The sequence below is a fragment of the Maridesulfovibrio zosterae DSM 11974 genome, assembly GCF_000425265.1.
Lineage (GTDB): Bacteria > Desulfobacterota > Desulfovibrionia > Desulfovibrionales > Desulfovibrionaceae > Maridesulfovibrio > Maridesulfovibrio zosterae.
In genome coordinates, this window is the sequence record NZ_AUDC01000016.1 from 77,783 (window position 1) to 104,472 (window position 26,690).

At 43.6% G+C, this 26,690-nt stretch carries 26 protein-coding genes; 8 read left to right on the forward strand and 18 right to left on the reverse strand.

Annotation, left to right across the window (positions count from 1 at the left end; all coding sequences use genetic code 11):
• Nucleotide 1: 1 nt before the first annotated feature.
• From H589_RS0110495 to thiC, 8 genes are all read right to left on the reverse strand, one after another.
• Nucleotides 2-595 carry a phage connector family protein gene (locus H589_RS0110495; RefSeq protein WP_027721966.1) on the reverse strand — a complete coding sequence of 198 codons (594 nt, stop codon included), beginning with the start codon at nt 593-595 and terminating at the stop codon, nt 2-4.
• Between the two features lie 293 nt (nt 596-888).
• On the reverse strand, nt 889-1,149 hold the full coding sequence (locus tag H589_RS0110500) for a hypothetical protein (RefSeq protein ID WP_156891713.1): 261 nt from the start codon (nt 1,147-1,149) through the stop codon (nt 889-891).
• Between the two features lie 9 nt (nt 1,150-1,158).
• Nucleotides 1,159-1,551, reverse strand: coding sequence for a Bbp16 family capsid cement protein (locus H589_RS0110505; protein WP_027721968.1), 393 nt, complete (start codon nt 1,549-1,551; stop codon nt 1,159-1,161).
• Nucleotides 1,552-1,641: 90 nt separating this feature from the next.
• The gene (locus H589_RS0110510) at nt 1,642-2,610 is read right to left on the reverse strand and encodes a major capsid protein (RefSeq protein ID WP_027721969.1); all 969 of its coding nucleotides are present in this window, start codon (nt 2,608-2,610) and stop codon (nt 1,642-1,644) included.
• Between the two features lie 100 nt (nt 2,611-2,710).
• Nucleotides 2,711-3,346, reverse strand: coding sequence for an endoprotease (locus H589_RS0110515; RefSeq protein WP_027721970.1), 636 nt, complete (start codon nt 3,344-3,346; stop codon nt 2,711-2,713).
• Nucleotides 3,339-3,677, reverse strand: coding sequence for a hypothetical protein (locus tag H589_RS0110520; protein WP_027721971.1), 339 nt, complete (start codon nt 3,675-3,677; stop codon nt 3,339-3,341). The genes H589_RS0110515 and H589_RS0110520 overlap by 8 nt, the downstream gene beginning before the upstream one ends.
• A gap of 286 nt (nt 3,678-3,963) precedes the next feature.
• A complete protein-coding gene (gene trhA / locus H589_RS0110525; protein ID WP_027721972.1) occupies nt 3,964-4,620 on the reverse strand; it encodes a PAQR family membrane homeostasis protein TrhA in 657 nt (218 codons plus the stop codon).
• Nucleotides 4,621-4,892: 272 nt separating this feature from the next.
• Nucleotides 4,893-6,158: a phosphomethylpyrimidine synthase ThiC gene (gene thiC, locus H589_RS0110530; protein ID WP_027721973.1), complete on the reverse strand. Its 1,266-nt coding sequence runs from the start codon at nt 6,156-6,158 to the stop codon at nt 4,893-4,895.
• Between the two features lie 326 nt (nt 6,159-6,484).
• Here thiC and H589_RS0110535 point away from each other — a divergent pair, with 326 nt between their 5' ends.
• Together H589_RS0110535 and H589_RS0110540 are read left to right on the forward strand one after the other, a co-directional pair.
• Complete coding sequence (locus H589_RS0110535) at nt 6,485-8,191, forward strand: Na+/H+ antiporter NhaC family protein (protein WP_027721974.1); 1,707 nt, start codon at nt 6,485-6,487, stop codon at nt 8,189-8,191.
• Between the two features lie 508 nt (nt 8,192-8,699).
• A complete protein-coding gene (locus H589_RS0110540; protein ID WP_027721975.1) occupies nt 8,700-9,551 on the forward strand; it encodes a hypothetical protein in 852 nt (283 codons plus the stop codon).
• Nucleotides 9,552-9,719: 168 nt separating this feature from the next.
• Here the strand turns inward: H589_RS0110540 and H589_RS0110545 are convergent, their stop codons facing one another.
• From H589_RS0110545 to H589_RS0110570, 6 genes are all read right to left on the reverse strand, one after another.
• The gene (locus H589_RS0110545; protein ID WP_027721976.1) at nt 9,720-10,571 is read right to left on the reverse strand and encodes a heterodisulfide reductase-related iron-sulfur binding cluster; all 852 of its coding nucleotides are present in this window, start codon (nt 10,569-10,571) and stop codon (nt 9,720-9,722) included.
• 298 nt (nt 10,572-10,869) lie between these two features.
• A complete protein-coding gene (locus H589_RS0110550) occupies nt 10,870-13,023 on the reverse strand; it encodes a methyl-accepting chemotaxis protein (RefSeq protein WP_027721977.1) in 2,154 nt (717 codons plus the stop codon).
• 391 nt (nt 13,024-13,414) lie between these two features.
• Entirely contained in the window at nt 13,415-14,212 is a 798-nt protein-coding gene (gene yfaU / locus H589_RS0110555; RefSeq protein ID WP_035075834.1) for a 2-keto-3-deoxy-L-rhamnonate aldolase, read from the reverse strand.
• A gap of 31 nt (nt 14,213-14,243) precedes the next feature.
• Complete coding sequence (locus H589_RS19655; protein WP_051249719.1) at nt 14,244-15,527, reverse strand: MFS transporter; 1,284 nt, start codon at nt 15,525-15,527, stop codon at nt 14,244-14,246.
• 126 nt (nt 15,528-15,653) lie between these two features.
• Nucleotides 15,654-16,859, reverse strand: a complete 1,206-nt coding sequence (gene rhmD / locus H589_RS0110565; RefSeq protein ID WP_027721979.1) for an L-rhamnonate dehydratase — start codon at nt 16,857-16,859, stop codon at nt 15,654-15,656.
• A 64-nt stretch (nt 16,860-16,923) separates the two neighbouring features.
• Nucleotides 16,924-17,685: an IclR family transcriptional regulator gene (locus H589_RS0110570; RefSeq protein ID WP_211225339.1), complete on the reverse strand. Its 762-nt coding sequence runs from the start codon at nt 17,683-17,685 to the stop codon at nt 16,924-16,926.
• A gap of 344 nt (nt 17,686-18,029) precedes the next feature.
• Here H589_RS0110570 and H589_RS0110575 point away from each other — a divergent pair, with 344 nt between their 5' ends.
• From H589_RS0110575 to H589_RS0110600, 6 genes are all read left to right on the forward strand, one after another.
• A complete protein-coding gene (locus H589_RS0110575) occupies nt 18,030-18,632 on the forward strand; it encodes a TetR/AcrR family transcriptional regulator (RefSeq protein WP_027721981.1) in 603 nt (200 codons plus the stop codon).
• 4 nt (nt 18,633-18,636) lie between these two features.
• Nucleotides 18,637-19,788: an HlyD family secretion protein gene (locus H589_RS19660; protein WP_245577113.1), complete on the forward strand. Its 1,152-nt coding sequence runs from the start codon at nt 18,637-18,639 to the stop codon at nt 19,786-19,788.
• On the forward strand, nt 19,781-20,695 hold the full coding sequence (locus H589_RS0110585; RefSeq protein WP_027721982.1) for an ABC transporter ATP-binding protein: 915 nt from the start codon (nt 19,781-19,783) through the stop codon (nt 20,693-20,695). The genes H589_RS19660 and H589_RS0110585 overlap by 8 nt, the downstream gene beginning before the upstream one ends.
• On the forward strand, nt 20,692-21,834 hold the full coding sequence (locus H589_RS0110590) for an ABC transporter permease (protein ID WP_027721983.1): 1,143 nt from the start codon (nt 20,692-20,694) through the stop codon (nt 21,832-21,834). The genes H589_RS0110585 and H589_RS0110590 overlap by 4 nt, the downstream gene beginning before the upstream one ends.
• A 287-nt stretch (nt 21,835-22,121) precedes the next feature.
• Nucleotides 22,122-22,901 carry a DUF4198 domain-containing protein gene (locus H589_RS0110595; protein ID WP_027721984.1) on the forward strand — a complete coding sequence of 260 codons (780 nt, stop codon included), beginning with the start codon at nt 22,122-22,124 and terminating at the stop codon, nt 22,899-22,901.
• A 2-nt stretch (nt 22,902-22,903) separates the two neighbouring features.
• A complete protein-coding gene (locus H589_RS0110600) occupies nt 22,904-23,377 on the forward strand; it encodes a hypothetical protein (protein WP_027721985.1) in 474 nt (157 codons plus the stop codon).
• On the opposite strand, the gene H589_RS0110605 is transcribed toward H589_RS0110600, so the two are convergent.
• From H589_RS0110605 to H589_RS0110620, 4 genes are all read right to left on the reverse strand, one after another.
• Nucleotides 23,378-24,064 carry a hypothetical protein gene (locus H589_RS0110605; protein ID WP_027721986.1) on the reverse strand — a complete coding sequence of 229 codons (687 nt, stop codon included), beginning with the start codon at nt 24,062-24,064 and terminating at the stop codon, nt 23,378-23,380. It lies immediately after the preceding gene.
• Between the two features lie 272 nt (nt 24,065-24,336).
• Nucleotides 24,337-26,007, reverse strand: a complete 1,671-nt coding sequence (locus H589_RS0110610; protein ID WP_027721987.1) for a portal protein — start codon at nt 26,005-26,007, stop codon at nt 24,337-24,339.
• Nucleotides 26,008-26,281: 274 nt separating this feature from the next.
• Nucleotides 26,282-26,401 (reverse strand): Com family DNA-binding transcriptional regulator, encoded by a 120-nt coding sequence (locus H589_RS20655; RefSeq protein WP_084146968.1) that lies wholly within the window; start codon nt 26,399-26,401, stop codon nt 26,282-26,284.
• Nucleotides 26,402-26,414: 13 nt separating this feature from the next.
• Nucleotides 26,415-26,675, reverse strand: a complete 261-nt coding sequence (locus H589_RS0110620) for a hypothetical protein (RefSeq protein ID WP_027721988.1) — start codon at nt 26,673-26,675, stop codon at nt 26,415-26,417.
• Nucleotides 26,676-26,690: the final 15 nt, after the last annotated feature.

Here is a 26,690-nt window from a genome sequence, read left to right on the forward strand (position 1 = left end):
ATCAACCTCTCAGGATAAATGAATCGCTGTTGTGAATACCACGCGCCTCAAGCCATGGATCATTTAAAATTTCGTCCTCCCGCCCTTCGGAAGAATCCGACAGACGGGCCGATTGCATCGCATTAAGATACAATGTCCACATTTCCTGCGCCTTGGATGTCGATCCCGTGATGTCATCTGCCATTTCAGCAGCCAGACGGGCTGACAAAGCCATTACAAACGAAGGATCAAATAGAACCGGATTAACCACCTTCATTGTGTAGACTGCGGAAGCATTTTCACGGTTGGTAAGAATTTTGTCCCCTTCAACCACGAATTCATCATCAGGGCTGTTAAGCTGCCGCAAATGCAGACAATCAACCGGACGCTGATACTGAAAAGCATAGCCGAATGCAGGAGTATCAATCAGTTTTGCCAGCCGGCCCCTTGCCGCAGCAAAATTCCACGGATGCTCCCGCAGCACAGAGTCCCTGACCTGTTCATAAAAAAGATTGCAGGTTACTGCCTCCTGCGAACTGTCACTAAGCGATTCAATCAGCCTTGCACCGAGCTTTCTAAGTGCAAGGTTGCATATTTTTACTTCTGAAACTGCCATTTCTTCTCCTGTATCTTTTACAGATGCGAACCATTTCACATCTGTTTTAAAGAACTGGATAATTAACGGGCCGGACCTGAGTAACCAAGCTCATGTCCGGTTGAGCATTTTCTTTGATTTGTATGATATGAAATGAAATATCCGGTTTTCCCGTGATTCAGACACCGCCGAACAAAAGGACTGAGCATTTACAGTCCTACCGATTGTAAGATTGCCTGTTTACTAAAAAGAAACCCCCGATCGTGATCGGGGGTCAGTTTAAATATCAAGGCTAAACGTGACTGTTTTGCCAGTTAATTTTTATCTTCAGCCTCATTGATTTTTTTACGCATGGTCTCAATGGAAGCATTTGCAGGGCAATTAATTTTAAGATCTCTCAATCTGCCTTTCAATATTTCACGCTCATCCGGCTCATCTTTTTTACCGCCGGCCCTTTCAAAATGCTCCGGCACATCAGCGCCGGAACTGTAGTCCACAACATCTTCAGCTTTAAAATACTGAAGCACGCCCTGCGGATTCCTTACGTAACAATTACGTTTGCAAATATATTTCATCAATTTTCCCTAAACGTTAGTCTGGTCATCCATAATCAGGTAACCGCTGAGTTTTCCTGCAGTGGCATTGGCGCCGGTAACGGTGAAAGACAGCCGGATATATGCCTTGTGCTTTACAGGCAGAGCCGGAAGCGGAAAGCTGTAGCCCTGCTTAAGATCCGCAACTGCAATGGAGCCGGATTCAAAAAGAGTATCATAAAAACCGAAATCCTCTGTCGAAGAAGCCTGCACGCCGACACGAAGGCTGGTCAGGCCTGCGAAATCCTCACCGTCAACCATGACCTTAAGTTTTACACTGGAACCACTGCCGCAATCTTCACCGACATTGATAACATCCCGGGAAACCGCACTTGCAGTTACAATCTGCTCCTCACAAAAACAAAGTTCCTTATCCAAAAACATATTTCTACTCCTTAAATTTTATTGATTACTGTCCTGAAAAATATCAAGTCCACACGTCTGGACAAGTCACGTCAGGCCGGTCCTTTAAAACTATGCGGTAATGGCGGCCTCGGTATTGAGAATGGAATCCACACGGCGGACCGGACATCCCCAGAAGGTGGTCACAGGTTTGCCTTCCCAGTTTTCAGTTTTAAGCATGACATTATCTTTATCTGATGCTTCAATATCCAGCTGGGTTTTAATGGTCTGATTGCAGTAGATAGCGGTCTTACCCATGTTGGTATTGGGGATCATATTTAGACCAGTAATCAGGGCATGACGCAGAGATTTATTACCCAGATTCTCAGGATCAATGGAGGCAATACGCACAACATAACGCCAGTCACGCACAACCAGACCGGGAGACCATTTGTAATGGGTACGCACGCCCTGATATCTACCGCCGTTGGGATCTTCGAGGGTTACTTCGCCGAGGTCGTTATGAGCAAGACCGCTGGAACTTCCTTTGGGGAATGTGAAGTGCACAGTCTGATCAGACCAGCAGACGATCCAGATGGAAGTACAATTATTTCCTGTTCCGCCGAAATTGATGACGTTCTTATGCTCAAGAGAGTTAAAACGCGGTGCAAGACCGAGATATCTTTCAGGTTCAAGAGCAGTGTCACCATAAATAAAGGTATCTGCAAATTCCTTATTCATGGCTTCAAGAAATGCTCTTTCCTCGGAAGTTCTGAAATTGGAAGAGTTGCCGTTCAGCTCAGCCAGAGCTTTATCCATCTCAGCATATGATTCCAGCATGCCGCAGGTATCATCAATTTGTTTAGTACGCGATTTGCTGGGTTTGATACCGTAGTTGAGTTTACGCCAGCTTACGGAAGGCAGGTCAGTACGGACAGTTGTTCTGTGACCGGTAGGAAGGTTGCCTTCAACCCATGCAGAATCATCAAGAATTTCATTGGTCTGAGACAGAACTTCTGTGATTTTAGCAACCTGTCCGCCCGGATCAGTGCGGTTGGACCATTCAGAAAGAGTAAGTGCAGTTGTACCGAGAGTTCCCATAATTAAATCTCCTTAAAAATAAGGCTCTCTGGGAGCTCTGGATATTTTGACACTTTAAAGCGTTCAGAACAGTTTTTTATGCAGTAAGATGCTGTTATCTTTAGATAGGCTGATTCGGGTAAAGAACCTCGCCAATTGTTTTTTCACGAGACGTATTTTTTTTACTGTCCACGTATGAATCTTCTGAAAGACGCATACCCACATTGTAAAAAGCTTTGACGATTTCAGGATGACAGCTGAAACCGGATGCCCGGATCATTTCCGCAAGTTCAGGCGAAGCGAAAGTCTGTAAAGCTTTATTGGCAACGCCCATATTCTGACGATAATTTTTTCCCTGCCAGCCCGGTAGTGATCTGGTCTGTTTTTCCCATGCATCAGTTTGAATCTGATGCTCCTGCATTCGCCCTTCTTCAAGACTGTTATTAAAGTCCACAAGCTTCTGGGCAAGCTGTCCCGATATACCGTTTTCATGAGCAAAATTTCTAAACTGCTGATCAATGTAGGGATCAATTCCGGGCTGCCCGTAATCAATCTCATACGCTTCGGGAGCATGCGGGACAGGAGTTTCAACAAGCTTGTCAGCTTCCTGAAAACGTTTATCCTCATCATTTACTTGCTCATCTGCACCGTTTAAATAATCATCTCCGCCCAGAACAGCAGGAGTCTCATCAGCTTTGAAATCAGCCTGCTTCCCCTCGCCGTCCGGCTGCTGATTTTGCCCTGCAAAATCACTCATTTTTCATTTCCTCCTCATTTCTTAATTTTTCAGCCCGTTCACGGATTATTGAAAGATAAATATCTTCATCCGCCATAATGACTGCCGATAAGACATTCTCAACCACAAAATCATGTACCGCCACATTACGGTAAATATCAGTTTCTTTTGAAAAAAGAGGTGCGTTAACGCCGCCCTGCTCCAGCAGAAATGTAAAGATTCTTTTACCATGCGCACTGCCGAATGTTTTGCGCACATCAGAAAGAAACTGCTCAGCCTCTCTGCGCTGCTCTTCCTTTATATCTTTCGCTTCCTGCTGCTCTTCCTCCAGAAAACCGGAGTCCAATATCATTTACTAAAAGACCTCCATACTCGTAAGATTGTGCTGAAATTTCCTGACAACAAAGCCAACTACAATTTTTACGAAAACCAGAACCGGAGAGCTGATCTCTACGAATCAACGTCATATTCAGCACATCCAAAGTGTCTCTCGCTTCCGACAAAATGAATAATAGTAGGCAGCCCGGACCTCAGTCAGACAAGTCAGGTCCGGCATATGCTTTTTTAAAAAAAAGCCCCCCATTTTTAAAATGGGGGGCTTTAAAGCAATGCAATATGAATTTTATTTTTTAATATATCTACCAGCCCAGCCGGGTGATGTACTCATACATTACCCAGAAGTGACAAAAACTTCCCGCCATAACAAATACATGAAAAATCTCATGAAAACCGAAAACGTTAGGCCACGGATCAGGTTTTTTAACAGCATAAATTATAGCTCCTATGGAATACATAACACCCCCCATAAGCAACCATAATAAAGCTCCGGTCTGCAAAGCCTGAACCAACGGATAGACACCAATTATAACCAACCAGCCCATTGCGAGATAGAATCCGGTAGACAGCCAGCGCGGCGCATGCAGCCAGAACATTTTGGAGATAATGCCTGCCAGAGCCATAGTCCAGATTGCTGCAAAAAGTGACCAGCCCCATCCCCCCTTCAGCGCAATGAGGCAGATAGGGGTATAGGTAGCAGCTATGTATATGTAGATCATTGAGTGATCAAATTTACGCAGATTAAGTGTACCTCGTTCAGAAAGAGGCAGCCAGTGGTAAAGTGTGCTGGCAAGATAGAGCAGAATCATGCCGCCGCCGAAAACTGAAAAAGTGACTACGTGCATTACCTTAACAGGATTAAGGGAAGCAGCAAGAAGCATCACCAGCCCCGCAATTGCCAGACAAAAACCAATAAAATGAGTCAGTCCGCTCATAGGATCTTTTACGTATTGCAGCATGGCAAACCACCTGTTGTATTTAGTGCGCTATCGCGCTTTAGCAAATAATTTCGCATCCGCCAGCACGGATTACGACGCCCACACAGCATTCCCGACCATATCCATAATTATCTACTAATATAGGTATGCAAGAAGTGGACGCAATTTTACATATTAAACGTTCGTTTAAATACATTCAGTTAAATATACACAAAAAAAGTCCGTAACACCAGTTGGTGTTACGGACCGTAATTTATATTTCAGTACAGAATCTTATGGAATAAAATGCAGGTTTACTCAGAAAGCATGCGAACTGCGCAAAATTTTCCGCACATAGCGCATTCTTTTTCGTCTTTGTGATCTTTTCTGCGTTTACAAGCAAGGGCCGGGTCAATTGCAAGTTCAGCAATACGATCCCAATCAAGATCCATGCGGGCTTTTGAAATATCTCTGTCACGCTGGACAGCATCAGCACGTCCAAGTCCTACTTCACCGCACTGCGCAGCAACGAGTGAAGCTTTAACACCGTTCCATACATCATCAATTTCAGGCAAGGTCAGGTGTTCTGCTGGAGTAAGGTAGCAGAGAAAGTCAACGCCATTCATAACTGCGATGGCACCGCCGATTGCACCGGCAATATGATCATAACCGGGAGCAGAGTCAGTTACCAGAGGTCCAAGAACGTAGAGAGGAGCATTGTATGTTGCAGCCTTGATTCCGCGAATCTGTGCTTCAACGAGATTCATGGGAACGTGACCGGGGCCTTCAATCATGGCCTGTACGCCGTATTCACGGGCACGTTTTGCAAGCTTACCAAGTACGAGGACTTCTTCCCACTGTGCAGCATCACCGGCATCAGCACCGGCACCTGGGCGCAGGCCGTCACCGAGACTGAGTGTCACGTTGTGCTTGAGGCAGACTTCAAGAATTCTGTCATAGTTTGTAAGAAGAGGATTCTCTGCATCATGGTCACGCATCCAGCGAGCCAGAATTGAACCACCGCGGGAAACAATACCCAGCAGACGGTCTCCGCCAAGAGCCCAGTCAGCTCCACGACGGGTCAGTCCACAATGCAGAGTCATAAAATCAACGCCCTGCTCAGCTTCTTTCTCAATTTCTTTGAGAAGTTCATCAAAAGAAAAACCTGCTGGATCTTCATCACGCGCTACATACTGCTGAGCCATTGCATAAATAGGCACAGTACCGAGCGGAAGCGGGCACTGGGTAAGCATGTCTTTTCTGATACCGTCGAGATCACCGTCAGTTGAAAGATCCATGACAGCATGAGCACCGGCTTTCCATGCGGCGTCCAGCTTTTTCATTTCTTTTTCACGATCACTCTTGAAAGGAGAGGTTCCTATGTTAGCATTAACCTTAACTTTAGCGGGCTGCCCGATAAGAGTGGGTGTAACATCTTTATGATTCGGGTTTCCGAGAAGAACCATAGTCCCGTTTTCGATACCCTGAATTATTGTTTCTTTGGAGAGTCCTTCACTCTTACAAAGTTCATCAATGCTGGAATCAAATATACTTTTTAGAGCTTTATTTTTTGAAAACATATAATTTCCTTTAACTTTTATTGAGCTTGTGCATTTTCGTATTATCAATGGAGTCTGTACAACAAAAGTCTTTAACTCAATTTCCCGATAGGGACAATGCCACATTTCACATAAATAACAGAATAAAAGTATTCTTACAGATAAAAGCATACCAATAATAACTTACACACTTACCTTAAATATCTGGCTAATTTTTTTTATTTCACAATTTTTTCATGGAAAATTAAGCAAATACAAAGACATGTTTGCATTTGAGCTAAAATTCACGTAAATCGTCAGGTCATTATTTTTGCGATATATACAATATTTCAAGGGGGAAATTTAAAATGCGTATCTGGAGAGGATTATTTTTACTGATAATCTCAGTTTTATTATTTAGTCAGCCGGCTTTTGCAGCTGATTCAAGTCTAGGCATTACCAATGCTGCAAAATTCGGCTTACTCACTCTTATTCCACCGCTGGTAGCAATTGTACTTGCTTTCATTACAAAGAACGTCGTTCTATCACTGCTGCTCGGTGTTTTTTCCGGTTCTTTCATGCTGGAGCTTAAAGGTTTCAACATCTATAATGCATTTGTTGACGGATTTCTCAGACTTTCATCAGAAATTCTGAACTCGCTTGCTGATCCGTGGAATGCAGGTATCATACTGCAATGTCTGGCCATCGGCGGACTTATTGCACTTGTATCAAAAATGGGCGGAGCCAAAGCTATTGCCGATTCTCTGGCTAAAAAAGCTCAAAGCCCCAGAAGTTCACAGTTTGTCACATGGGTACTCGGCCTTCTTATTTTTTTCGATGACTACGCAAACTCCCTGACAGTCGGTCCTATCATGCGTCCTGTTACTGATAGAATGAAAGTTTCCCGCGAAAAGCTCGCTTTTATTATTGATGCTACTGCTGCGCCCATTGCAGGCATCGCACTTATTTCTACATGGGTAGCCTACGAAGTAGGTCTTATCCGTGACGGCCTTCAGGGTATCGGCTACACAATGAACGCATACGGCGTTTTTGTTGAGACCATCCCCTACAGATTCTACAATATCCTTATTCTTGTTTTCATTCTTGCAACAATCTGGTTCATGCGTGAATTCGGGCCTATGTACACAGCTGAACAACGCGCACGCACGACAGGAAAACTCCTTAGCGATACAGCAAAACCGATGGTTGCTGAAGAAGCAACAGAACTTGAGCCGGTTGAAGGTATTGAGCCAAGCATCTGGTATGCAATTATTCCCATCGGAACTCTGATTGTCGCAGCTTTTCTAGGATTCTACTTCAATGGATATCACGCCATCATGGCCGGTAGCGATGCTGCAAACAAGGCTATTTTCGAAGGCAGTCCCATGAGCTTCACAGCCATCCGTCTGGCATTCGGTTCTTCTGATGCTTCTGTTGTTCTTTTTCAGGCAGCACTTGTTGCAGGAATTGTAGCTCTTGCTATCGCTATAGGTAAAAAGATTCTTAAAGTAGACGATGCAATAGGTACCTGGGTGCAGGGTGTAAAATCTTTAAACATCACCGCAGTTATTCTGCTGCTGGCATGGTCTCTGTCAGGAATTATCAAAGAACTGGGAACTGCAACATATCTGGTCAGTGTCCTTTCCGACACCATTCCGCCCTTCCTGCTGCCTTCCATTATTTTCATGATGGGATCAGTTATATCATTTGCAACAGGAACATCATACGGAACCATGGGAATACTTATGCCTCTGTGTATCCCGCTGGCATTCGCACTCGTCCCTGAACAGGGTTTTGTCATCCTGAACATCGGTGCAGTACTGACCGGTGCTATTTTCGGAGACCATTGCTCCCCTATTTCAGATACAACTATTCTGTCATCCATGGGGTCGGCATGTGACCACATCGACCATACCAGAACCCAGCTTTTCTACGCTGTACCAGTGGCAATTATTTCCATCGTTTTCGGCTACATTCCTGCCGGACTTGGAATGCCGTCTATCATCGTTCTTCCAGTTGGTATTCTGGCAGTACTTGCAACTGTCCGCTTCATTGGTAAGCCCGTATCCAATTAGCCTCCTTCTGAATAAAAAAGCAAAAAAGCCCGTTGACTATACTGATGTCAACGGGCTTATTTAATGTCTTTTCTCTATTAAAATAACAAATATTGCTATTTCAGATCGTTATTTAGATAAGTAAAGACTAAAGGGAAATTATTGCTGATCACTGAACAGCAAATATTTAGAGATCTTATTTTTTAAGCTGAATTAACCCGCCTCACATATTACCTATTATTCTATAATACATATCATCAGATACATAAATATTCATATAACTTAGCAGTTAAAATATAATTTTATCTATTTTTATATTTAAAAATATATGTAAATCTAATTTTATTAATATATTTATAATATTTATCACAAAAACTTCAAGAAATATTATTTTATCTTGATTATAATTAGAATGTCGTGATACTTAATATAACAAATAATAAAGCTGCAGACATATGCAGTTAAAACACGGCTGCTTAACTTTAGTAACACTAAATAAGCTGCTACAACACTTAACCAGGAGTATGAGATGACTGTGCAAGCTAAGTTCGACCAATGGCTGGAAAACCCTCAACTTATAACAATGGAAAAGGGACTGACTGACGCTGCTTTCATGTTTTATATTCCGGAGTCAGGGGACAGCAACGTTTCAGGACAAAACTCAACAGCAACAGGGTCAAATGCTCAAAAAGAGTCAGCTCAAGGAAAAGAGCTAGATGAGGCTATAGGTAAAGGCGATGAGGAAGCAATAGTAAGATTGCTTACTAATTCAACTGGTAATGCAGTCTCCAGCATATTGGGTCTGGCCCAAAGCAGGACAGACTGGAATCCTCTAGACCCGAATAATGATAAAAATGCTGAAGGATTTCAAAATTTTATCAAAAGCATCTTAAAGGTTCCTTTTTTTAATGTGACTCAGTCAGAAAGAACCACTGTTCACTATGAAGAGACTAACTATAACGACCTCATTGATAAAGTGGTAGATCTTTATGACGGTATTACTAAATCCGACATACCGCTCATCAAAAATAGTATTGTGAATCTGGCTAAAGCCTGCACCAGCCGTGTAAATACCAAAAATACCAAAACTCTATTCGTCCAAAATACGATGAATGCAACCGGTACTGATATTGTAGTTGGAATACAGCAGACATTCATGATGATGGAACGCAGCCATGAGAGCCACAAAGGAGCACCTAAGGATCAATACAAAACTGAGATAACTGTTAATGTTATGGAGTTGACCTTTAAGGGCTCAATCTGGAACAAAGATGCAGCAAAGAAACTCGCTGCAAAATTTGTTAAGAGCTGGGATGACTGGTTAGATGGAACAACAACACCTCCAGAAAAAAAGGCTGCTGCAATCAAATATTGTTTATAAAAAAATACACGCTGGACGATAATAATCGTTCATAGTTAAATCAGGTTGTGCCCCTTTACATGGTGTTTCTACAAAAAAGATGCCGTGTCGGGGCACAACCAATCAGGTTGATTTTTTAATTCGTATTAACCGAAAGTAATCTAAACTAAAAAAAACCTCACATTTGCCTTATTCACTCAAAAGATTGGTTTCAAGACTTTCTATAAGAAATTCGGGAATACTTATTAATTGCACTTTTCCATCAGCTACATTTTTTAAAGAAGAATAGCAGAAATTACACGGACACAGTATTTTTTCTATTCCCATTTTCTCTGCTTTCTCAATAATCTTTTCCGGGGCAACTTTGCAGCACATTTTAGAGGGCAGATCAATAATCTCGACTCCTTCTATCTGACCTAAACTACTGCGATATCTGCCCCAGTCCAGTTCAACACCCTGATACTGACTTTTGAAAAAGGTATGACACCCTTCAAAATAACCTATCTTAGTTGCAGGAATCTTAATTTTAAGTTTCTCTAATTCATCGAGAATAAGATCAACTATGTAAACATGCTGATCAGCGTTATCCCTAAATGAATTATTTGCAGAGTGAACACATCCAATGCAGCAGTACACCAGCCTGTCTGCTCCCTTTTCTATGGAAAGATTTATATTGCCTTGATTAAATTCTTTACAGACTTCTACAAGATCTTCAGAAGTCTGCATAGCAAATGGAAAACCACAACACTGCTCATTATCAAGGTAGGTATAATCAATATTTAACAAATCTAAAAGATGCACATAGTCACGCAAAAGAAAAGGTGTTGTGAAAGGTCTATAACATCCAAATATTATACAATTTTCAGCATTATCCTTTGGCTTTGGAATTCCGTGGGCAGCAAGTACTCCAGCCCTTAGAACCTGACTTACGCCATGATTTCCATATTTCTTAATCGTTTCAACCTGTTCATCAATATCCCGTCCACAAGAGAGATAATCAGCCGTCTTACTCCACGCCTGCAACTTATTTGTCTTGGGCATCACTATTTCCTCGCTTCAAGTTATAAAAATATGCTCGTTGTCTATACACACATATAAACCGTAACTCTTCTTAACTGACTAAGGCTACTATCCTGCCCTATCAAGTACGTCCTCAATAAATAGTATGAAGTTATCCGAAAGCTTTCTGTATACTGTCCCAAAATGAATTCGAAAAACTTACTGGATTTATGAACATGAGATTGTTTAAAAAAGAAACCCCGCTTTTAAAAAACGGGGATAGAATGTAAATTAAAAGGACGGAATTTTCCGCCCTTTTTTCATATATAACTTAACAGATTTAAACGTCTTTGAGTTCCTCAATGAGTTTTTGCAGTTCCCCTGAAAGACGGGCAAGATCTGAAACGGCAATCATGGATTCAGACATTGCTCCGGCAGTGTCAGCGGCAATCCTGTTAACTTCGTCCGTTCCGCGATTGATCTGTTCACTTGCGGCAGATTGTTCTTCACTTGCTGTTGCTATTGCCCGTACCTGATCTGCTGTCTCTTCAACTATCTGTACAATGGTATTCAGGCTTTCTCCTGCACTATTTGCATATTCAGTACTTTCAGACACCATCGTAGCGGCGTTATTCATCTCATCAATATTTCGTTTTGTTTCAGACTGAATTGAATGAACTGCCTGCCCTACTTCATGCGTGGCCTGCATTGTTTTTTCGGCCAGTTTCCTGACTTCATCAGCTACAACAGCAAATCCACGTCCTGCTTCACCTGCTCTTGCTGCTTCAATTGCAGCGTTGAGAGCCAGAAGGTTTGTCTGGTCTGCAATATCTGTAATTACCGTGATGACCTGAGAAATACCGTCAGCCTGTGTACCAAGTTCGCTCAGACCGGAAACCATTTTGGATGAAGCTTCACTGACAGAAGCAATTGAAGAAACAACATTTGCAACAATTCTTCCACCATTTTCAGCATTTTCTTTTGCAGCCATAGCACTTTCAGCAGCCTGGGAAGCATTATGAGCTACTTCCAGAACAGAAGCGTTCATCTGCTCCATGGCGGTTGCTGACTCGGTTGTACGCTCACGCTGTACATCCGACCCATGGCTTGCTTCCTGAATCTGGGCAGAAAGCTCATCGGAGGCCGAAGTAACCTGCATGACAATTTCTTCAAGCTGACTGGCAGCGTGAAGCATGCCGTCTGCTTTAGCCATCTCAGCAGCTTCCTTAGCCTCTCTGGCTTCTTCAAGTGCCAAATTAGCAGCCTCTGTCTGCTGCTCAGCTTCACTGGTTTTTTCTTCAGCTGTACCGATCAGCTCGACAAGACTTTTAACCATCGACGCAAGAGCATCATAAAGATCAAGAAGTTCCCCGCCAAAAAGTTTTTTATCAGTACTTGCATCCAGATTACCTGAAGCTATTTCCTGTGCAAAGCCGACCATAGCGCCGATAGGCTTGGAAATACTGCGGGCAATCAAAAGAACAACGAGAATAACCAGAGCAATGGCACAAGCTGAAAGAATAGTACTGAGCTTGAGAAAACTGTTTGCTTCAGCAAAAATTTTACTTGTCGGAATTGCCAGCCCGATAGACCACGGAGTTGAGGTTCCGGATATAACAATAGGCTCAAAAAGGAAGAAGTATTCTTTACCGTCAAGAGGTGAAACAATATCTGTATGAAACGACTTACCTTTTTCAATTCCACTGAGAATTTCATCACGGTCGGCTTCTGAAAAAGCTTCTTTTATATTTTTGCCGACCAGATCTTTGTCAGGATGGGCAACACAATATCCTTTATTTGAAACCAGAAAGGCATATCCGGTATTCATTGGTTTAATGCCATCCACCATCTTCTGGAAAGAGCTGAGAACAAAATCAATACCGACAATTCCGATAAAATTTCCATTTTTGATAATCGGAACACTGACAGTTGCCATATTGGTTTTTGCAACCTGAGTGTAGTAAGGCTCGGTAAGAATAGGCCTCATGGAATCACGGGGAGCCATATACCATGTGCGGGTGGTTCCAGGGTTAAGCTTGATAAGATCTTCAACCTTAAGTGTACCGTCTTCGCGCCAGTAATAAGGACCGTACTCGCCGTTAGGACCATATTTTTCAATCCCTTTATATTCTGAATCGCGCCCGTCAAGAGCGTTAGGTTCAAGCACAGCCTGAGTCCCAAAAAACATGGGATCTGAAAGAGTTAACTGCTTGACAAAATCGTCACACATTTCGCGATCCAGTTTCGGACCATGATTGGAAAAAACAATGAAAGCGGCAGCTCCGGCCTGTGAAGCATCTAAGGCCTTTTCTATGCTGTTTTTAACCTGAGTCCCATACTTTCCTGCCATTTCCTCCGCCATGAGAGTGGCCTGCATCCTAGATGAGTCTCTGGTTTTAGTAACCACAAAAGTTGTAAATGCGACAAATATCAGTACCATCAGTAGACTGATACTGAGAGCAATCTTACTCCCTATCTTAAGTTTCTTAAACATCAACCCCTCCCCCTATAAAAGTAAATTTTAGCTAGTCCCCCCCAACACCATTATCGAAAAAGTGAACAATAAACATTGTTGTAAACTTAACTTAGATAATTTAAGTAAGAATATACAGTAGTATGCGAAATTGTAAACCAGTTTTACAGCAGCACAAAAACCATAATAGTAATAAATTGTATTAACTATATTAAAAACAATATACCTGCTATAGATATATGTAATATTTTCTATTCAATATGTGCGGTGAGAAAATAAATAAAATGGAAAAGGAGACCTTCAGGCATAATAAAGAGAGCTCAATCGAACCCAAAAGGCTCCCCAGCCTTCCACTGACATACAGATGTACAGCGGCAAAGTCTGAGGAACCTTAATAAGAGAACTTCTCAGGTTAATATGATTTTTTCTTCTCAGAGCCGATACCGGCACCTTTAAACGGAACCAATGCAGCATCTATAGCATCAATATAAGCCATAGTATCTACAGCAACGGCAACAAAAGTAGCCCCCCACTCGATGCACTTATGCGCCATATCAGGATCTACAGCCAGAGTTCCGGCTGCTTTGCCTTTTTCACGAATACGACGGATACAATGCTCAATGGCTGCCTGAACTTCAGGATGTCCGGCATCATCAGGATGTCCCATAGAAGCGGAAAGATCCGCAGGCCCTATAAAAACACCGTCAACACCATCAACATCAAGAATTTCATCCAGATTTTCAAGTGCTTCACAACTCTCAGCCTGTACAAGCAGGCAGAGATTCTCTTCAGCATGCGCCATATAATCCGGCACACGCATCCAGCGGGAGGCTCTGGCGATACTTGCCCCGACTCCACGCTTCCCTTTTGGTGGATAGCGGAGAGCGGCAACCATATTCCGTGCATCTTCAGCGGTATCAACCATAGGAACCAAAACTGTTTGTGCTCCTATATCAAGAACCTGTTTGAGCAGAGCAGTATCACCTTTTAAAGGACGAACCACTGGGTGTGCAGGATAAGGTGCAACTGCCTGCAACTGTCCAAGAAGACTCTGCACATTATTGGGAGCATGTTCTCCGTCAATCAGAAGCCAATCATAATCGGAAGTCGCCGCCATTTCGGCCATATAAGATGATGCAGTGCTCAGCCATAAACCGATCTGCACCTCTCCTTTAGTAATAGCTTCTTTGAATTTGTTTTTAATTATCATACTTTTCTCTATTTATTCTTAATCTTCGCTGTTAGGCGTTACTCAAGACAACTCTTGGAGCTTCTTTCTTAGGTAGCATCATGATCGTAATTGATCCGATAACAGTTATTATTGCAAGAGATACCAGTCCGGCTAAATGATTGCCGAAAAAGAGATCTGCCTGAGCCTTGATATTAGGAGCAAGGAATCCACCGAATGCTCCAAACATATTTGTGAATCCAATACCTGCCGCCAGAGCCGTGCCGGACAGAAGTCCTGTAGGCATAGTCCAGAAAACTGGCTGGACAGCAATAAAACCTGCTGCTGCAAAACAAAGTGCAACAATAGCAACGACTGGACTTGCAAAAGCAGAAATGCCGATACCGAGACCAGCCACCAGCAATGTGAGAGCAGCGATATTTCTGCGCTCACCAGTCCGATCAGAATATCTTGGAATATAATAAGTACCAAAAAGCGCGGCAACCCACGGAATTGCTGTTACCAGCGATGCCGTGAAACCTACATTGGTACCCATGAGAGCTGCGACCTGTGAAGGCAGGTAAAATACAAGCCCGTATACACTGATCTGAATAATCATGTAAATGATAGCAAGGTGCCAGACTGTCCAGTTACGTGCCGCATCACTTATCTTTGACGTAGATTTTGAACTTTCCTCAGCTGCAAGGGTTTTCTGCAATAAATCCCGCTCTACCTGTGAAAGAAATCTTGCTTCGGACGGGCGGTCATCGAGGTAGCAGAAAGTCGCAACACCGGCCACAAGAGCCAATGCGCCTTCAATTATGAACATCCAGTACCAGCCGGGATGTCCCATAAAACCATGCATCTCAAGCAGTGCTCCGGAAAGAGGTGACCCCAGTGTCAGAGCAAGCGGAGCCCCCATATAGAACAGCCCCATTATACCGGCACGGCTTTTTTGCGGAAACCACTGTGAAGTAAGATAAATCATACCCGGAAAAAAACCTGCTTCAGCAGCTCCAAGTAAGCTGCGAACCAGCAGAAATTTCCATTCAGTATCTGCATAGCCCATTGAGGCGGAAAGTACACCCCAGACCAGAGTTGTGCTTCCAATCCATGCTCTTGCACCGAACTTGCGCATAAGCAGGTTGGCCGGAACGCCAAGAAAAGCATATGCAACAAAGAATATTCCGGCGCCGAGCGCAAATGCTCCATCGCCTAACCCTGTGTCCATCTGGTAAGATACTTTAGCAAATCCGATATTGGCGCGATCAAGGAACGCTAAAATGTATAGCGTAAGCATAAAAGGTATAAGACGTAAGCGAGTTTTATTGACAACTTGCTCGATGTTTGGTGACATACAAATCTCCTGTTGCGTGATACATTAATAAGCTATGGGAGAGAGGGCTGCCGGGCTGCCACCCGGTGGCCCATATTCGTTTCAGGCTGTCGCAAAAGCGGTCCCTGCCACGAATCCATGGGCCATCTAGTGCTTATACGGGCGGACGATGTCGCAATCACGGTTAAGCTCTACGCCGAATCCCGGTTTATCAAGAGTCTCTTTAGTAATACGTCCATTCTCAGGAACAGGTTCACCTAATAACAAAGGATGAAACTGCGGACGTACTTCAAGGCAATCAGGACTGGTCATCAGGTACTCACTGAACGGAGTGTTTGTGAAGGTAATGACAGCATGATGAGAGTAGACTGATGAACCATGTGGAACAACAAGCTGTCCACGTGATTTTGCAATCGCAGCTATTTCAGTAAGTGTAGTAAGACCACCGCACCAGCCCACATCAGGCTGCATGATATCCACACCTGTTTCAGACAAAGTAGCAAAAGACTGAATAGTTCCGTGATGCTCACCTGTTGTAACCATCATACCGGCAGGAGCGTTACGCTTCAGTTCACGGTAGCTGTCATACTGCTGAGGAGGGAAGCACTCTTCAATCCATTTCAAATTGTAAGGTGCGCAGGCATGAGCAAGTTTGATGGCATAATTTACATCCTGACTCATCCAGCAATCAAGCATCAGCCAGAAATCAGGACCGCATTTCTCACGGTATTCAGCTACCATTGCAGCATCTTTACGAACACCTTCATCACCGTCGTGAGGACCCCAATGAGTCGGCATTTTACCACCGATAAAGCCCATTTCCTTAGCTGCATCAGGCCTTGCGCCTGTTGCATAGAACTGGATTTCATCACGGACAGCACCACCCATCAGTTTGAAGACAGGCATATCAAGAACTTTGCCGTACAAATCCCACAATGCCAGATCAATGCATGAGATGGTATTCATAACCAGACCGCCGGACCCGGCATAGTACATTGTGGAATTAATCATCTGATCGTGAATCAATTTGATGTCGCTTACACAACGTCCTTCGATGAATCTGTTAAGATGGTTTTCAACAATAAAGCATCCCATTTCTCCGCCGGTTGAGATAGCGAATCCGGTAACTCCATTGTCTGCTTCAACTTCAACAATAAGTGTACCCAGAACATTGATACCAAATGACTGACGGGATTGTTCATATTTTGAGTACTTACTCATAGGAGTGGCAATATGATCATCAATCCAGTGGCTGCCTGCCTGATCGTGATAATCACCGCCTCCTCCTGCGGCTTTAGCTGTAGCTCCTCCGCAATAATAAGCCCTGATTTCTTTAATTTTAGGAAGATTCATTTCCTCTCTCCAAAGTTACAGATTAATCTTACAGACTGAGAACAATAGATACGTCATAAAGCTCCTACCGCTCAGTCCAACCCAAATCTCTCGAAATTTCACGAGCACAGGCCATTACCTGTTCTTTTAGAACAGGAACAACTGCATCACTAACCTGCATTGATGTCCCCACAACTGAAATTGCTCCTGCAATATGTGCTCTTGCATCAAAAACAGGTGCTGCAACACAGCGCACAGAAGGTTCATCTTCACTGTTATCGAAACCCCATCCCTGAGTACGGATCAAAGTAAGTTCTTCACGCAGTGCTTCGGGAGTAACAATTGTGGTTGGTGTAGCTCTCTCAAAAACAGTATTAGAAATAATATTTTCGCGCATATCTTCCGGCTGCCATGCCAGCAGACATTTCCCCAGGCCGGATCGGTACAAGGACAATCTTTTACCTACATATGAACGTACACTGATAGAACCTTGCGACTCTATTTTAAGAATATAATAAGCCGTATCGCCATCAAATATGCCGAAATGACATAGTAATCCGGTCGTTTCCATCAGTCTTTCAAGGTGAGGACGGGATGTTTCCCTGATATCCAGTTGTTCAGAAGCTCGCTCACCTAAAGCAATGAGTCTTACCCAAAGCCTGTAATGCCCTCTGTTGTCCTGCGAAATAAGCCGCAATTGCAGCATTTCTTTAAGAAGCAGGTATGCTGTACTTTTTGGGATACCCGAGTTTTCAATAAGTTCTGATGCCGAAGCCGTGCCATGATCGGCAAGGTATTCCAAGATCACCATAGACCTTTGCAATGTAGATATTTTATTTTTTTCCAAAATACTGGACTCCATTCCTAAATGTTGAACTAAACTTATTCTGCAATAAAAATCTTGTCAAGTGAGCACTCTATTTTCTGTCTATCCACTAAGATATATGCAACCACAACAACATAAGTCATTAATATTATAAAACTTTATTATTATGATTACAAAGAATTAAATCCAAAAGCACCGTTTTTGCTACACACTAAATCAGGTCCCAAAAAAATCAGAACTTGATTTCTAAGTTTTAATATTGCCTTCCTGAAAAGTATAAACAAAGCAATTCACATTGAGATTTGTTGACACAAACCAGCCTATGAAGTTAATGTGAATTCACTTTCACAAAGAAGGAGAATGTTTTGAGCAAAAGAATGGATCGGATTTCAAGACGTGAACAAATTGCTGAAGAAGCCTTAAAACTGGCAGCAAGAGGAATTTCTGCAATTACTATGGATAATGTTTCAAAGGCCTGCGGGATTGTTCCTTCTGCCCTGTACCGCCACTATAAAAATAAAAATGAAATTATTCACGGCCTTAAAGAGATAATACGCAAGAAACTTATTGAAAATGCACAGCTTGCGGCATCTGAGGAAAGCAGTCCTTTAGCTGCGCTGAAAAATCTGGCCAGGCGGCATGCTGAACTGATTTGTGACCATCCGGGCATACCGCGCTTTCTATTTTCTGAAGCATCTCTTGATAAAGACTCGCTGCGTCGCAAAGGATTACAGTCTATAATAAATGAATACCGGGCAGCAGCAGCTGTAATTGCTGAAAAAGGGCAGCAGATCGGAGAAATAAGAACTGATATTTCTGCCGTGGATGTGGTATTTATGTTACTGGGTACAGTTGTTCCCCCCTCATTCCTCTTCCATATCACCAGCGGTGAATTTGATCCGCGTGAGCAGGTTGAACGAAATCTCAGACTTTTCGAAGATGCAGTCAGGTCTGGAACGGAGGATTAACAAAATGAACAGTCCTTTATTTTACATTAAAAAAAGTTACAAAATAAGTTCCCCTCTTTGGACTTCAAAGAAACAATCTTTTTTAGAAATAATGAAATTTTTAAAACCACAATCAGCTCACCGTACATCATGTGCTGTTAAATCATTTTTTTTAATACTTCTGCTCTGCGCAACATCTTTAAGCGGATGTGTCGATGAGGAACTTGAAGTCTGGCAGGGCTATGTGGAGGGAGAGTTTGTATACGCAGCCTCCCCGCTGGGCGGTCAGCTTGATAAAATATATGTGAAAAAAGGTGATCAGATCACTGCTGGTAATCCACTATTCACTCTTGAACGTGAATATGAAAAAGCCGGAGTTGATGAAGCAAACGAACAGCTTGCCAAAGCCTTAAGTGATCTTGCCAATAAGCGCAAAGGCAGCAGACCATCAGAGTTAGCATCTATTACGGCCCGTCTGCGCAAAGCCAAGGCTGCTGAAACCCTTGCTGCGACTGAATACAAACGCAGAGCTAATCTATATCGATCACGCACAATTTCCGAAGAAGAACGGGATCAGGCCCGGACGGATTATGAGCAGGCAAAGCAACTTGTCCACGAAATCAGCTCTGAACTTAAAACCGCAAATCTGGGCTCCCGTTCAGATGAAATCGCTGCGGCCGAGTCAGCAGTTGAGGCTGCAAAAGCCCGTCTTGAACAGGCCCTATGGAATTATAACCAAAAAGCCCAGTCCGCTCCCCGCTCCGGTCTGGTATTCGATACTATCCGTTATGAAGGAGAATGGGTTCCGGCAGGCAAACCTGTCGTTTCCATACTACCTCCTGAAAATCGCAAAATACGGTTCTATGTCCCTGAAACCATCGTCGGCAGCTTCAGCATAGGTGAAAATCTACTGCTCAACTTTGATGGAATTGCTAAACCTATCCCCGTAAAACTGACCTATATATCACCGCAGGCAGAATATACGCCACCGGTAATTTATTCCAGCCAGAGCCGTGCTAAACTAGTCTTCATGCTTGAGGCGTACCCTCCATTTGATAAAGCAATCCTGCTGAATCCGGGACAACCCGTTGATGTGAGCCGTTCTGCTGAAAATTTCATACACAATGACGGTTTTCTTTCTAGAGTAAAAGCATATTTCAGGAGCAGCAATGAATGACCAGATCGTCATAGACGTTTCGGGAGTTACCAAAACCTTTGGAACCAAAACCGTGGTTAACGGGCTGGATATGCAGGTCCGCAAAGGTGAGATATTCGGTTTTCTCGGTCCGAACGGTTCCGGTAAAACAACTTTCATCCGCATGCTTTGCGGACTGCTGAGTCCCGACTCAGGATCAGGAACCTGCCTTGGCTACAATATCATTACTGAAGCTGATAAAATCAAGCCGAAAGTAGGATACATGGCTCAAAGATTCAGCCTGTACGGAGATCTGACCGTTAAAGAAAATCTCGATTTTCTATCCAAAGCCTATCAGCTTCCTAACCGCAGAAAACTGGTTGCCGATGCCATTGAACGTATGGACCTCGGCAGGTTCAGTAATCAACTTGCCGACAGTCTTTCCGGCGGCTGGAAACAACGCCTGGCACTCACAGGATGCACTCTGCACAGTCCCAGCCTTCTGCTGCTGGATGAACCTACCGCCGGAGTTGACCCTTCTGCCCGCCGTGATTTCTGGGACGAGGTTCATAATCTGGCGGCTCAGGGCATAACAGCACTCATCAGTACCCATTACATGGACGAGGCCGAACGCTGTCACCGTCTGGCATATATTGCCTATGGTGATCTGCTGGCAAAAGGAACCCTTGAAGAACTTATTGATGATTCCGGCCTGCATACATGGACCCTTAAAGGTCCAGATCTTAGCGTACTTACAGGAAAACTTCGGGCAACCGACGGCATTGATCAGGTGGTTGCTTTCGGTAACACCCTGCACATCAGTGGTCGTGATAATGATCTGATAAAGAGCGTGATCAACAGACTGGCAGGTCCTGACAATAGATTTGAACCGTCTGAAACCAGCCTTGAAGAGGTTTTCATTGATCTCATGCGGGGTAAAACACCATGATAAAGCTACATTTCTTTTCATTCAGTAGGTTCATGGCTATGGCTGGCAAAGAATTCGTGCAGATGCGCCGCGACAGACTCACCTTTGCCATGATGATCGGCATTCCGCTAATCCAGCTCATCCTTTTCGGCTATGCCATAAACTCCGATCCAAGGCACCTGCCTCTGGCTGTACTGTCAGGAGATAACAGCCGCTATTCAAGAGCAATTGTCGCCGGAATGCAGACCAGCACATATTTTAATTTAGACCGCTTCATTGATTCAAGAACTGAAGCCAACAGACTCCTTGAACTTGGTGAAGTTCAGTTTGTTTTAACTATTCCTCAGCAGTTTGGACAGAATATTGAGCGCGGGGAACGGCCGGTACTATTACTTGAAGCAGATGCAACTGATCCAATGGCAACCGGTAATGCAGTTAATTCTATGCGTGAAATAGTTAACCGAGCTCTTGAACGAGAGCTTAAAGGATCACTTGAATATCTGCTGCCCACAGAAAGCGCAGTAGATCTGCGCGTGCATGCCGACTATAATCCGGAGGCCATCAGCCAGTATAATATAGTTCCCGGTCTCATGGGGGTTATCCTCACCCTTACACTGGTCATGATCACCTCTCTGGCAATCACCCGTGAAACCGAGCGCGGAACCATGGAAAATCTGCTGACCACTCCCATACGCCCGCTCGAAGTAATGATGGGTAAAATTCTGCCCTATGTCCTGGTAGGATATATTCAGGTTATACTGATTATGGTCGCATCCATTTTTCTTTTCCATGTACCAATCACCGGAAATCCGCTCATAGTCTTCGTCTACTCGGCTGTTTTTATTGCTGCCAACCTCACAGTAGGTGTCACAGTATCGACTATCGCCCGCAATCAGCTGCAGGCAGTGCAGATGTCAATTTTCTTCTTTCTACCATCACTACTGCTATCAGGATTCATGTTTCCGTTTCGAGGAATGCCCCAATGGGCCCAGACTATAGGTTCAGTTCTACCCCTGACTCATTATCTGCGGCTGATCAGAGGAGTACTGCTCAAAGGAGCAGGCTGGGAACAGTCGCTGCACCACCTCTGGCCCATCGCAGTATTCTGGCTGGTAGTAATCGTTGTGGGTCTTAAACGTTATCGCCGTACTCTGGATTAAATCCTGCCTCCCGCGGCCCTCCGGGGCTTAACCCCTTTTTGAAAAAGAGTTTAAGAGTCCCAAAAACTTTTCGCCGAAACATGCCTATTTCCGCCCTGAAAGCATAGATTAGAAAGCCCTTTGAACTTTGGTTCGGAGGGATTTTTATTTTTCAGACCAAGTACATTTTCAAACTAAGTGCCCACTTTTTAACCATTATTTATTTTTTATTTTAATATTGACACAATTTTTTAAAATACGTAGCACATCTCAATAATCATTCATTAATTATTCATTAGGAGTTCATAATGAAAAATTTCAAAGTTAGTACTCTCATTCTATCTTGTATTATTGCTGTTCTTTGCTGCGGAAATGCATTTGCGCACGAATTCATTCTCAAACCTGTACAGCTTACAGCTGAAAAAGGTCATGTTATTCCATTTAGTGTTGTATCTGCCCATGTTTTCATGATCAGTGAAGAAATGGAACCTCTCAACAAAGTTGATGTTCAGCTCATCCAGAAGGATAAAAGCACTAAGGTCAAACTTGATGAAAATAAAATGCTCATGACTCTGGACGGTCAGATCACACCTTCTGTTGAAGGAACTGCTATCCTCGCCGGACATCGTGAAGGTATTATCTGGACCCAGACCACTCAGGGGTGGAAAGAGCATTCTAAAAAAGGTCTGAAGGGAGTTATTTCAAGCGGTAAATATGAAAAATTCTGTAAGACACTCATTACTGTGGGCAAACCTGACGGAAGCTTTAATAAAGTTTTAGGTCATAAACTCGAAATAGTTCCTCTGACCGATCCTACTCAGGCAAAAGTCGGCGATGAAATCGAATTCCAGACCCTGCTTAACGGCAAACCTGTTTCAGTTAAAAACATGCTCGCCACTTATGACGGTTTCACACTTAACCCTAATTCATATGCATACTCCACAGAACCTTACGGTAACGGGATCACCAAAGTTAAAATAACCGCTCCCGGCGTATGGATGGTTCGCGTAGATAATACTGATCCTCATCCTACTGCGGACTACGACAGCAACGTTATCCGCACCACTCTGATTTTTGAAGTGAAGTAAAAATGTTCAGTAAATTCATACCGGCCGCACTTTTTGTTGCGGCCGGAATTATAATCTTCAGCGGAACATCGTGGGCCCACGGGGTTTCATACGAAATGATAGAAAACTCCCCCTCCATTACATTTCGCTCAGGATTCTCATCTGGTGACCCCATAGCTTATGGCGAAGTACTGATATATTCTCCTGAAAATTCAGAAGTAGAATATCAGAACGGCAGGACAGACAAGAACGGAGTGTTCTCATTTCTGCCTGACGGTCCCGGAGTATGGAAAGTGGAAGTATATGGAGGACTCGGTCACAAACTGATGTTCGAAATACCGATAGACGAAAAAGGGAAAGAAAAACCTGAGCTGGAGAAAAAAGGCCTGCTGCAATCGTCGCAGACAATGCGTGCGGCTCTCGGGATCAGTATTCTCTTCAATATAGCATTGGCCGCTCTTTACTTTTCCGCGAGAAAGAAAAAAAGAATTCTGTAATCAAATCAAAAAGCAACCGGGAAAAGTATAAATCCCGTTAGCCTGCATCCAGTACCCCTGCTTGCCACTTTTACTTTCGTACAGTCTGCTAAGGCCGGCCCGAATGTAAACAACCTCCCCTCCGGCAAGCAGGGCATTAAGCTCATCAAGCCTGTCCTGCTTAACATAGTTCATAGCAGACGTATGAAAATACAAATCTGAAATGGGAGTATGACGATATCTCTCACCGGAAAAATCAGTAAACCCTATACGCAGTTTAAGCTCAGCCCCTATATCAATAACTGAAAGGCTTAATGACAAAGGATCTACTCTTATTGTTCTGATGGAACTATTGCACGGATCATCGACTGGTACACACCTGTTCCGGGGGGTAACCTTCCCTTCAAAAGCATCACTTACAGAATCAACTGCGCTTCGCTCCAAAACATCTATAAAAGTTTTCTCATCGACCTGATTCATCCATACATCATTTTCAAAACGACAATCCTCTATATGAGGTACGCTGGCACCGTCAGCAGGAATAATTGTAGCGTCAACAATCATTCCGGGCATAATTTTTTTATCAGCTATAAAAGTACGAGTTGCATAAGGTAGCGGCCGAAAACATGTACAATTATCTTCATCAAGCATAGCCATACAAACATTATCGCTATCTTTAAATCTAGTTAGATCTGTAAGTACAAGCATCGAAACTATCCTTTTGCCCGAAAAAGCGGAATTCAAGTTGACAATTTAATATGTATAAAGATTACACCATAAACCTCATTGAAACTTTAAACTTCGTATAAGCTTAAAATATCAACTTTAGCAACAGATACTACCCTGAATAATATATACACTATAATAAAATTATATTTCAGGCTAATTGTGAATGGTATTTAAAACACTCAATCTCAAAATCTGCAATAAAAAAGCGGAGCCGCTATGACTCCGCTTCATTTAAATAATAAGCTGACATGCTATAGACTCTGCGCCAACTGTCCGGCATCTCTCATAACCCCCTGTACCTGAGCCGGGTTATAGCCGGATTGTGCAAGATCTTTTATGATCGTTGATCCTTTTGATGCCGCTTCAAACCCCTGCTGTATCTGCTGCTGCTCATATATTGACTGCCTGCGTAAATCCCTGAATTTTTCAACTTCTTCACTAGACCGGACAATACCGCTTGGAACTCCTGTAAGTTCGGCAAAATCATCAACAGCACGGTCCATATCAACCTTATCCAGAACGTCAGGATTAACCGCAGCAAGCTTACCCACAAATTCGGATAAAGCCTGTATGGACTGCGTACCAACCATTTTCTGGGCCTGCGCCAATACAGATATATAATCAACTTTAATATCAATACCATCCAGCATAGACGGAGCCTCAGGCAATTTGCCGGAGCGGTAGAGAATCCCGAAAACACGCTCAATCAACGGGTCAAGAAGTTCGGTATGCTGTCTCTCGATTACCGGCCCGAGCTGAATCAGTTTTTCTTCATGCCGCTCGGCAACTTCCGTTGCTGTAATAACTTTGCGATTACTACCGGCCATCATCATGAAGATATCGTTATAAAAGCCTTCCCTGATAGCCGTACGTACATCTGAAATTTTATTACTGACTCCTGCCAGATCCGGACGGACCTGATAAAGAGGCGAAATGGAATCCTGCTGATTCTGCTCCACCGGATTCTGTCCACCGGGCAGCAGATTCAATCTTCTTGAATACATGGAAGGCACTTTCATCGGTGGCCTTAAGGTCAAATGCACTGCCTGAATCTGACTTTTGCTCATCTCCATAAGCATCTTTACATCAGCCAGCACATCCATAGCCGGAGACCTTCCATAAACATCCATAGCGGATGTATCCCAGCGCGGAACCATATACGGATTTTCCATAAATCCGCTTTCTGAAAGCACATGCCCGCCCTGTCCACTGAGCAGAAAAACAGACTCAAACGGCATATTCTGTTTATCTATCTTCTGTGAATCAAACTCATCACGAGGCTGTACCACATGCAGTACATCAAACCAGTGATCCCTGTTTACACTAAGGCTCGTCCTTACATTTGCAGGAAGAGCATCTATACCGAATCTCTTTTCAAGCTGTCGTGCGGTCATCTTGAATTCACGGTAGACTGTATCCACCCGTCCCTGCTCATCGGTAGCAAGGCAATATTCCCCTGCCGTCAGCGTACGGAACCGGATACCCCTATCAGTATCAGGCTCACAGTAAAGAATACCGGTCCCGAAACCGGACAGTTCCGTATAAAGAGAATGAACGCACGAATAAAAATTACTGCGGGCCAAAGCACGGTACATAGTGCTCTCCACCTGCGAAATCCATTCACGCACAGCCTTATGTCGTGACATGTCCCGATCCGTGATTCCCAGCCGGAACCAAGGCCTGGCCGGAGACGTTAAACCGCCCTGAAGACCAGCAGCCAGTATACGCAATGCCCGTGTTGCCGTTGAATCAATAATTTTAGAACCTTTTCTGCGACCGTCATTAGGCCGCTGACCATCATAAACACCCTTGCGGGGCAGAATATAATCACTGATCTCCTGCCAATTCCCCTCCCAGCTGCTGCGCTCCTGACGAAGCGACTGCAAACGGGATGTATATTTATTCCTGTTCACATCATTCATATATTACCCTGTTATAAAATTAGTTCTGTTAAAATGACTCCAGCTGTATTTTAGAAGCCTTTCGGCTCCCTTCGGGGTCCAGAGAAACTTTTTTATTATGCTTCGCTTTGTTTATGGAAAATTTTCTTTGCAAGATTTGTTATAGATTTTGACGATCTTTTTATACTCAGAGCGTAAGCCCGTTAAAAAGTTTTGAAGGGAGAGTCCAGAGAGGGAAACTTTTTCAAAAGTTTCCCTCTCTGGTCCCCGAAGGGTCCTTACAAAATATAGCTGGTTATTTGGCTGCTGCTTTAAGTTCCACAAGTTTTTTGCATTTAGGGCATTTAACTTGAACTTCGATAATATTTCCTTTCATGAGCAGCCTTTTGCATACGGGGCAGCGATGTTCTGTCATATAAATACTCCGCTTATTGTCCAAGCTTGGTTTTCTGGGCTTGCAAATTCTGTGTCTTTGTTGCGAGCTGATCAGTATCCCCCTGCCCACTGGTCAGCACAGTGGAGCTGCGTCCTTTTTTAAGTCTTTCCATTTCACGCATCTGCTTTGCTTTTGCAGCCTCTTCACTTTGTGCAACCTCATCAATTTTCGGTGGCTCCGGTACTGCTGTCACCGGCGGTGCCGGTGGTGGTGTTGCCGGTGCTGAAGGTGATTTTCCGCCTCCGCCTCCCATAACGTTCTCCTTTGT